Here is an 8,580-nt window from a genome sequence, read left to right as displayed (position 1 = left end):
TTAAGCCTTGATACTAGGAACCGCCGTATACGGAACCGTACGTACGGTGGTGTGGGAGGACGGCATGGGAACTAATCCCATGCCTCCTACCCGATTTCCCGCGCGGAAAAAGAGATCTTCAAAAGCCCGGGAAGAGGCGGCTAGACTTCGTCATCATGCGGATGAGACCAATACCCCTGAGGATGCTCGGCATCCTTTTTTCTCTTGCCATCTCTCTGCCGGCCGGGGCAGAGGGAGGAGCCGCCGCGCCTTCTTCGGGCGCCGACGCCGTGAGCCGCGCAACATTTTCCGCTCCGGCGGGGACGCCGCAGTCCCGGACGGAAGAAGGTCCTGCCGGTGTTCAGGAGGTGCGCGTGGGGTTCCTTGCCTATTCGCCGCCCTGGTACGACGGCGCCTTCGTCGACGAATCGATCCGCTACCTTGCCTGGCGGCTCCCCGAGTACCGGTTTTCCGTGCACTTTCTGTCGGCCGAGGCCCTTGAAAAGTCCGTGGCCGCGAAAAATGTCGACCTCGTGGTGGCGCCCGCCGCATTCCTTGCCTTCAGCGCTCCCCATTCGCTTCACGAGCTCGCGAGCATTGTTTCGGACGCGGCGCCCGACTCGAGCCGTTCGCTCGGCGCCGCCCTCATCGTGCGGCGCGACCGGGAGGATCTGAAGACGCTCAGGGACCTCAGGGGAAAGCGCGTTGCGGCGGTCGTCGACGAGCCTTCTCCCGGCATTCTCGAAGTGAAGCGCGAGGTGGCGCGGCTAAATGCCGATCCGGATGATTTTTTCGGGAGCATTCAGACGGTGCCGAGGCTTCGCATGAAGGAAGTGCTTTCGCACGTTCTTTCGGGCCGTGCGGATGCGGGGATTCTTCGCGGGTGCTTCCTCGAAGACCTCTGGAAGGCCGGGAACCGCACCTTTGAAGCGGAAATCCGCGTGCTCGACGCGAAGCGCGGCGACGGCCTCGCCTGCCGGCATTCGACGGCGCTCTATCCGGGGTGGACCGTGGCCGCGTCGGAAAGGCTCTCCCAGGATGCCGCCCGCGCCGTGACGGCGGTGCTTCTTACCAAGCCCGCGAATGCCTGGGGACAGTACTGGACGGTCTCGACCAACACGTCGAGCTACACGGACCTGATGAAGACGCTCCGGATCGGCGCCTATGCGTATCTGCGCGAGTGGACGCTTTCGCGCGTCTGGGACGAGTACCGGCCCTTCATTCTTGTTGCCATTGTTGCGCTCCTGGGGCTTCTCGCCCACAGCGCGATTCTCGAAAAGCTTGTGAGAAGAAGAACGGAGGAGCTTGAGCGCGTCCATGCCGGACAGCAGGCGGCCGAGCGCCATGCCCGCGAGATGACCGAGCGCCTCGATCAGCTTCAGCGCGCGGGCGCCGTCGGGCAGATTTCCTCCATCGTCGCGCATGAGATGAAGCAGCCCCTGGCGGTCATTCAGAATCTTTCGCGCGGAACCATCCGCATGATCGAGGATGAGCCGGAAACGCTCGACGAGGTCTCAAAGGCCGTTGAATCCATCAACGATGAGGCCGGGCGCGCTGCCGCCATCATCGACCGCGTGCGGACCTACAGTCAGGGGCGCTCAGAGAGGCGTGCGGTTGAGTTTTCCGACGCCCTTCACGATGCGGTGACGCAGTTTCGCGCCACCCGCCGCGGAAGGCTTGCGCGGATCGTTTTCGGCCGGATCGACCGGGGAGAGGTCTGGATTGATCCCCTCGACCTCGAGCTCATCATCATCAACCTTCTTGCCAATGCGGTCGATGCCGCCAAAAACGTTGAGGATCCGCGCGTATTCGTTGAGCTTCTCCGCATACCGGGAAGCCCCGCCTCTGAAGCGACGCTCGAGCTCCATGTCTCGGACAATGGTCCGAGGATTTCGGACGATGCCTTTGACGCGCTCGGGAAGCGCCTTCTCAAGTCCACGAAGCCCGGCGGCCTTGGGCTCGGGCTTTCCATTGTGCGCACGCTCGCTGAAAACTGCGTGGGGAGGCTCTCCTTCGAGCGCTCGGGCGGCGACGGCATTACGGCAGTTGTAGTGCTTCCGGTCATGAATTCGAAGGACGCGAAAAGTACCTCAAGCGGGAGAGGAGAGAACCGATGAATGCTTTTCAAACCAATGAACCGCCCCTCATCCGCATCGTCGACGACGAGGAGCGAATGCGCGAGTCGCTTGCCTTCATGCTGAGGCAGGAAGGATTCGAATGCGCGATGTATCCGAGCGCCGAGGCGTTTCTCAGGGAAGATTCGCCCTCCCGGCCCGGGTGTCTGCTCCTTGACGTTCAGATGGACGGCATGACGGGGCTAGAGCTCCAGGAGGAAATGAATCGCCGCGGGATGACGCTGCCGATTGTTTTCCTCTCCGCCCACGGAGACCTCGACATGGCGGTCGACACGATGCGGCGGGGAGCGGCCGCCTTCATTCAGAAGACGGCGGACCGGGCGCGCCTGATGGAAGCGATCGTGAGCGCGGTGGAGCGCTCGAGCGCTCCGTCAAAGAACCCGGGCGAAGAAATCGCACGCTGGCAGAGCCTCACGGACCGCGAGCGCGAGGTGGCTGAACTTATTGCCGAGGGGCTTCTCAACCGCGAGGTGGGCGAACGCCTCGGAGGCATATCGGTGAAGACCGTGCAGGTGCATCGAGGAGAGGTCTGCCGAAAGCTCGGCGTCAAGGGCGCTTCCGGAATTGCTCAGGCCGTGAGGAGCGTGAAGCGCATCCTCAGGGAGGAAAAGTAATGCGCCGCAGAAGAATCCTTGCAGGGGCCTCCCTTTGGCCGTTCCTCCCCGCCGGGGAGGCCGGCGCCAGGCTGCCCTCTCCGGAAACCGGCTTCGGGAGCTTTCCGGAGAATCTTCCCGGGCTCCCGGAAACCGCTGCCGACGTCCTGATTGTGGGCTCGGGCGCAGCAGGCCTTGCCGCCGCCGTTGAGGCGAGAAAAGCAGGAAGGAGCGTCATCGTGCTCGAAAAGATGGGAAGCATCGGCGGCAACTCCGGAATCTCGCAGGGGCTCATGTCGGTGCCGGGGACGCCCGTGCAGGAGAAGCTCGGCATTGCCGATTCGCCTGAGCGCTTCGCCGCGGACATGCTGAAGGAAAGCTACTGCGGACATCCGGGCCGCATCCGGCTCATGGCGGAGAAGGCGCTCGAGACCTACGAATGGACCGAAAAGGAGCTCGGCGTCAGCTGGAAGCCCGATCATCTCGAAAAAGAGATAGAGGCGAGCGTCGCGAGAGCCTCCGTCATCGGAAGCGGAAGCGGCGCCGGGCTCATCATTCCGCTCTACGAACGCGCTCGGGCGCTCGGCGCCCGGTTCGAGGTCGGGATGAAGGTCGAGCGCATCGTGACGAGCCCGAAGGGCGTCGTGCTGGGCGTCCTCGCTCGGAACGTCCGCTCGGGAGCCCTCATGCGCTGGCGCGCCCGATACGGCGTCGTTCTCGCGGCGGGCGGCTTCGGCGCCGACATCGACTTCAGGGAATTCTGCAACCCCAGGCTTTCGGAGCGCGTGGGCACGACGACCCAGCCCGGGAGCACCGCGGAGGTGCTCCGCGCAGCCGCGAAAATCGGCGCCTGGATCATTCATCTCCAGTACATCTCCTGCATTCCGGATGCAAACCCCGACGAAAAAGGCTGGGGAACCGGATGGCAGTTCACGCGCTACTGCGCGGGTGCCCAGGGGATCTGGGTCGAGCGGAAAACGGGAAAGCGCTTCACGAACGAAATGGGGAGTTCCGTCGACCGCACGAACGCAGTCTTCGACGCCCTTCGCCGGGAGCACGACCTGATCGCGATCGCGGACGCCCGGGCCGTGCGTCATCCCCGGTCCGGAATCTTCACTGAGGAAGACGTGAAGACGCTCGTCGCCCGCGGCTACGTGACGGAATTCGAAACGCTCGAAAGCCTTGCCGACGAGCTTGAAATGCCGCTTGAGAGCTTAAGGCAGGAAATTGCGGCTTATTCGCAATCGGTTCTGAAGGGCGACCTCTATGATCGTATGGGAAGGCGGATTGAGAAGGGGGCGGAGCCCATGGGCGAAGCGCCCTGGTATGCGGCGCCCCTTACGGCGAAGGTCCTGAGCTGCTCGGGCGGGATCGCGATCGACCTGAGGGCGCGCGTCCTCTCGGTTGAGGACGACCAGCCGATTCCGCATCTCTACGCCGCAGGCGAAATCACCGGGGGACTTCACGGCGTGGGGTACCTCGGTTCCTGTGGGCTCCTCGATGCGCTCGTCTTCGGACGCATCGCCGGCCGCGAAGCGGCTAAGTCCGAAAAGGATCAGACTGAAGATTCGGCGCTTTTCTGAAAATTCTTAAAAAGCGCCATGCATGGGAACAAAGCAAAAATGAAGATCATCTGCCACATGATTTCGTCCGTCGACGGGCGACTCTATCCCTCCCGCTGGGGTGCGCCTCAGGAACCGGCGGACATTACGACGCTCTACGAAGGCGCGGCGAAGCGTTTTCCCGCTCAGGGCTGGATCGTCGGCAGAACCACGATGTCGGACTATTGCGAAGAGGTGAAGGAAGGCGACCCGGCGCCCCTTCGCGACGCGGATGCGCCCGCATCCCCCGCTTTCGTCGGCAGCCGCGAAGGACGTCCGATCGCAGTGGCGATCGACCCGAAGGGAAAGCTCCTTCCCGAAATCAATGCGCTCCCCACGGGCGAGCATCTGGTCCTCGTTCTCGGGCCCAGGGTTGCGGAAAGCCACCTCGCGAAGCTCCGCGCCGCCGGCGTCTCCTACGTCTTTGAGGGCGAGGGCGAAAGCAACCGCGAAAAGTTCGCGCCTGCGCTCAAAGCCCTCGAAGAGCTCTTTGATGCGAAGACGCTTCTCCTCGAGGGCGGCGGCATCATCAACGGCGCCTTCCTGACGGCCGGACTCATCGACGAGATTTCAGTGATCGTCTATCCGGGACTTGATGCGCTCTTTGGTTCCGCGGCGATTTTCGGCGTCAAGGCGCCGGCAGATCAGATGCCGGGCGCCGGAGCTCACCTCAGGCTTCTCGACAATGAGACGCTCGAGGGCGGCGCCGTCTGGCTCCACTACGACGTCAAAAACGACTGACGGGAATACCTTCGAAAACAGAAATCCCCGCGTCGTTTCAGGTGCGGGGATTTCAAATGGAAGCTTCCTGTCGGACTGTCTTCCTATTTCTCTTTCTTAAGCCCGAAGCTCAGGAGCTGCATCGTCCTCGACTTCCCGGAGAAGGCGCTCGAGCGCGTCCGCCCCCGCGACGCCTCTCTCGAGATAAATCCGCACAACTTCGCGGTAGTACCAGAGCGTGAGGCGCTTTTTCTCTTCCATGACGGGCGTCGACCCCACAAACCGCCTGAAGACCTCATCGCCGACCTTGCGCTGATCGTCCCGGATCGAGGTGAGGTTGTGCCATTTGTCGGCGGCGGAGACGAGGAGCACTTCGTCGTCGGCTTGAGCGAGGTGCGCGAGATATTCGGTCTTTCGCTCAACCCAGGGCTTCTTCTTTTCGCCAGCCTTCGGGAGCGCGTCGGAGAGCGCCTTGACGATCCGGAGCACATTGGGTCCGAAATCGGCTTCAATCGATTCGGCATATTCGACGCCGCCGTCTTCGAGCACGTCGTGCAGGAGCGCCGCGATGAACTGGTCTTCCGTGCCGCCCCAGACGAGAACCTGCGAGGCAACAGCCATTGGGTGCGAGATGTAGGGAATTGAAGTGCCTTTGCGCTTCTGGCTTTCATGCACTTTTGCGGCAAGCGCGAAGGCGGCGGCAATGCGGGAAGTGTTGAGCAGCGGCATGGTCTCTTGTCCTCAGGGAAAAACGATTCACAACACTATGTTAACCCGCTCTTCAGCCAATAAATGACGCAAAGAAAAGCCCCGGCGCTTCGCAAAAGGAAATGCCGGGGCGATGCCTAATTCAATCAGAATGACGCAGACGAATTACTTCAGTTCCGCACGGAGGAATTCAAAGCCGCCGTCGGGAAGGCTGTGGAAGTTGACGAGGTTCTTCGCGTGCGCGGAGATGTCATGGTCGACCGTGAGGAAGACCCACGGGGCATCATCCCAAATCATCTTCTGCGCTTCGTCGTAGATCTTCTGCTTCGTGGTGCGGTCGGTGGTCTTCAGAGCAGCCACGAGCGCATTGTCGACCTTCGGATTGCTGTAGTAGGCGTAGTTGGAATTGGCGGGCGGGAAGCTCGAGGTGGCAAGGAGCGGACGAAGCACCCAGTCGAGTTCGCCGGTTGAGGCCGACCAGCCCCAGGTGAACATTTCCATCTGGCTCTTCTCGGGGCCCACCGACTGCACGAGCGAAACGCGCTGGCCGGCTTCCAGAGCGCGGACCTGAAGCTTCACGCCGATGCGGGAATACTGCTGCTGCAGGAACTGCAGAAGCTTCTGGTTGGCGGAAGAGTTCGAAGCCGCCCAGAGAGTGGCCGTGAAGCCGTTGGGGTAGCCCGCTTCCTTGAGGAGCTCCTTCGCCTTATTGACGTCGTAGGGCCAGGCGCCGAACTGCGTGGCGTAGTCGATGCCCTGGGGCGCGACGCCCGTGGCAGGCGCCGCATAGCCCTTGAAGAGGACCTTGACGAGCGCTTCCTTGTTGAGGCCGTAGTTGAGGGCCTTTCTCACGCGGACGTCGCTGAAGGGCTTCTTCGTGTTGTTGAGGTAGATCTGGCGCTGAACGATCGAGGGCGCGACCTCGACGACGATGTCCTTCGCTTCCTTCAGGCGCTCGACCTGTTCGGGCGGCACCACGTCGCAGTACTGGGCTTCGCCCGTGCGCAGCATCGCAACGCGCGTGGCGTCTTCAAGAACCGGACGGAAATTGATGCGGTCGAGCTTCGGCAGCCCCGCCTGCCAGTAGTTCGGGTTCTTCTTCACGATGAGGTACTCGGCAGGGTTGTACTTCTCAAGCGTGTAGGGGCCGGTGCCGCAGGGGTTGAAGGCAATGTCCTTCTTCGGGAGATCGAGAATCTTCGGGCACATCATCACGCCGCTCGGATGCGCGAGCTGGTTGACGAAGGCGGAGAAGGCTTCCTTCAGATGGAATTTGACGGTGTATTCGTCGACCGCCTCAATGCGGTCGATGTTCTTGTAGAGCGTGTAGCGGGTGAGGTGCTTGTCGGGATTGATGACGCGCTCGAAATTCGCCTTGACCGCAGCGGCGTTGAAGGGTTCGCCGTCGCTGAACTTGACGCCTTTACGGAGCTTCACGGTATAGACGAGGCCGTCGTCGCTCACTTCATAGCTTTCGGCGAGGACGTTCTGAAGCTTCATGTCCTTGTCGAACCCGAAGAGGCCTTCATAGAAGGACTTGGCAACGTTCTGCGAGAGCGTGTCGCTTGCATCGTAGGGGTCGAGCGTCGTGAAGGCGGAATAAACGCTCACGGTGATTTCGGCGGCTGAAGCAGCAGCGCCGACGCCCGCAAGCGCGAGCACGAGAAGAGCCTTGGGAAAACGGGTCATGGATGAAACTCCTCTTAAGAAGACGTGCGAGTTGTGAGGGAGGAGGTCCCGGAGATTCCGAGATGAATGCGCTCCGGCATCCTCGTCACACGAATGGGTTCCATCAGAGTAGACCGTGCATCGCGTGAATGCTGCATCCGGCGCATATAAAAACGCCCCGAATGTGATGAACATTCGGGGCGCAGCAAAAAGAACAGGGTTTAATCCTTAGTTCTTCTTCGTTTCCACCTGCACGAGCACTTCAGCCTGAGCGGCTTCAGCGCTCGATTCGACCTTGCGGCCCGGCTGGATGACGGGCGCATAGTCGACCGGGCGGCAGAGCTCGGGCTTCGTGTGAACCTGCGTGAGAGGACCTTCCTCGGCTTCAGCCGCAGCGTGCTCGATCACGCGGCCGGGCTGAACCACGGGTTCGTAGCCGGTAGCTGCCGAGGGCTTCGCGGTGTGGACCTGCACGAGGCCCGCGGAGCGGAGGTTCTCCTCAAGGCCGTCGGCGATGGAGCCAGCGGATGCCGTCTCTTCGGCCTGCGGTTCCTCTGCGGGTTCGGCAGGGGCTTCCTCCTGAGGAGCAGCGGCTTCAGCCGGCGCTTCAGGCGCCGTTGCGGGAGCTGCTTCAGGAACCGCTTCAGGAGCAGGAGCCTCGGGAGCAGCTTCAGGAGCCTTGCGGGTCTCGATCTGAATGAGCTTCTCCTCGGGTTCGGGCGCCTTCACGGCTTCTACGGCGGCTTCCTGCTGAGGTTCTTCGGACTTTTTCTCCTCGCGAACCTCGGCGCGCTGAGCGGCCTCATCCGCAGCCTTATCGCCCTCAACGATGCCTTCGTCGAGCGAAATCACTTCAGCGAGGACGGGCGAGGGAGCGGCAGCGCCTTCCTTCGTTTCCTTCGCCTCAGGAATGCGGTCTGCCTGGGCTTCCGTACGGGGCTTTCTCGAGCGGCGGCTGCGGCGGCGTTCGCCGTCGTGGGCATTGCCCTCCGTCTGAGCGCCGGCAAAGGCGCCTTCAACGGCCTGAGAAACTGCGGACTTGGTCTCGATCTGCACGAGCGGTTCCGCGGCAGGCGTCCAGACGGGCTGCTGGGCGACTTCGGCGGCAAGACCCTGAGGTTCTGCCGGCTGAGCCGACTGGCCTTCAGCGCCTTCCTGAGCTTCCGAGCCGCGGCC

The 8,580-nt window shown here is 62.3% G+C and carries 6 protein-coding genes and 1 pseudogene; 4 read left to right on the top strand and 3 right to left on the bottom strand.

All coding sequences use genetic code 11. From position 1 onward, the window contains the following. Nucleotides 1-269 precede the first annotated feature (269 nt). Genes GBM95_RS10140 through GBM95_RS10125 form a run of 4 tightly spaced genes read left to right on the top strand, consistent with a single transcriptional unit; the run spans nt 270 to nt 5,049 of the window. Entirely contained in the window at nt 270-2,096 is a 1,827-nt protein-coding gene (locus GBM95_RS10140; RefSeq protein WP_193222660.1) for a sensor histidine kinase, read from the top strand. Further along, complete coding sequence (locus GBM95_RS10135; protein WP_152158985.1) at nt 2,093-2,728, top strand: response regulator transcription factor; 636 nt, start codon at nt 2,093-2,095, stop codon at nt 2,726-2,728. Before GBM95_RS10140 ends, GBM95_RS10135 begins: the two co-directional genes overlap by 4 nt. Further along, complete coding sequence (locus GBM95_RS10130; protein WP_152158984.1) at nt 2,728-4,290, top strand: flavocytochrome c; 1,563 nt, start codon at nt 2,728-2,730, stop codon at nt 4,288-4,290. Before GBM95_RS10135 ends, GBM95_RS10130 begins: the two co-directional genes overlap by 1 nt. 39 nt (nt 4,291-4,329) lie before the next feature. After that, the gene (locus tag GBM95_RS10125; protein WP_152158983.1) at nt 4,330-5,049 is read left to right on the top strand and encodes a dihydrofolate reductase family protein; all 720 of its coding nucleotides are present in this window, start codon (nt 4,330-4,332) and stop codon (nt 5,047-5,049) included. Nucleotides 5,050-5,145: 96 nt separating this feature from the next. Here the strand turns inward: GBM95_RS10125 and GBM95_RS10120 are convergent, their stop codons facing one another. From GBM95_RS10120 to GBM95_RS12365, 3 genes and pseudogenes are all read right to left on the bottom strand, one after another. Further along, nucleotides 5,146-5,757, bottom strand: a complete 612-nt coding sequence (locus tag GBM95_RS10120; protein WP_193222659.1) for an HD domain-containing protein — start codon at nt 5,755-5,757, stop codon at nt 5,146-5,148. Nucleotides 5,758-5,901: 144 nt separating this feature from the next. Further along, nucleotides 5,902-7,425, bottom strand: a complete 1,524-nt coding sequence (gene gsiB, locus GBM95_RS10115; RefSeq protein ID WP_152158982.1) for a glutathione ABC transporter substrate-binding protein GsiB — start codon at nt 7,423-7,425, stop codon at nt 5,902-5,904. Between the two features lie 207 nt (nt 7,426-7,632). After that, nucleotides 7,633-8,580 (bottom strand): annotated as a pseudogene (locus GBM95_RS12365) (ribonuclease E/G); the annotation flags it as partial.

The sequence above is a fragment of the Sutterella seckii genome, from assembly GCF_009183815.1.
Taxonomy (GTDB): Bacteria; Pseudomonadota; Gammaproteobacteria; order Burkholderiales; family Burkholderiaceae_F; genus Sutterella; species Sutterella seckii.
This window is presented reverse-complemented; position numbering and strand designations above follow the sequence as displayed.

Excerpts from the sequence above, each read along its gene's own strand:
- GBM95_RS10135 (WP_152158985.1), top strand. The coding sequence starts at position 2,093 with ATGAATGCTTTTCAAACCAATGAACCGCCCCTCATCCGCATCGTCGAC.
- GBM95_RS10130 (WP_152158984.1), top strand. The coding sequence starts at position 2,728 with ATGCGCCGCAGAAGAATCCTTGCAGGGGCCTCCCTTTGGCCGTTCCTC.
- GBM95_RS10125 (WP_152158983.1), top strand. The coding sequence starts at position 4,330 with ATGAAGATCATCTGCCACATGATTTCGTCCGTCGACGGGCGACTCTAT.
- GBM95_RS10120 (WP_193222659.1), bottom strand. The coding sequence starts at position 5,757 with ATGCCGCTGCTCAACACTTCCCGCATTGCCGCCGCCTTCGCGCTTGCC.
- gsiB (WP_152158982.1), bottom strand. The coding sequence starts at position 7,425 with ATGACCCGTTTTCCCAAGGCTCTTCTCGTGCTCGCGCTTGCGGGCGTC.